This is a genomic window from Pseudomonas sp. HY13-MNA-CIBAN-0226 (genome assembly GCF_040310305.1).
Classification (GTDB): domain Bacteria; phylum Pseudomonadota; class Gammaproteobacteria; order Pseudomonadales; family Pseudomonadaceae; genus Aquipseudomonas; species Aquipseudomonas gregormendelii.
The window spans coordinates 1-267 of record NZ_JBEOPS010000302.1 but is presented as its reverse complement, the minus strand read 5'-3'; the positions used below and the strand labels follow the sequence as shown (position 1 = coordinate 267).

Sequence of the window (267 nt, the reverse complement as noted above, 5' to 3'; positions counted from 1 at the left end):
CCCTTGAACTTCGGCCAACCGTACCGCTGGGACCGCACCATTACCCAGACTGGCCTGTATCTGCAGGACCAGATCAAGCTGGATAAATGGGTGCTGGTACTCGGTGGCCGCTACGACTGGGCGAATGTGGTGAACAAGGAGCCGATACAGGACACCCGCTTTGCCAGCAAAGACCAGGCGTTCACCGGCCGTGCGGGCCTGGTGTACCTGTTCGATAACGGCGTGTCGCCCTTCGTCAGCTATTCGGAATCCTTCCTGCCGCTGGCC

General features: G+C 60.3%; 1 protein-coding gene. It reads left to right on the top strand.

The genetic code is table 11. From position 1 onward, the window contains the following. The coding region (locus tag AAEZ05_RS28850; RefSeq protein ID WP_350650019.1) for a TonB-dependent receptor domain-containing protein at positions 1–267 on the top strand (267 nt) is incomplete at both ends.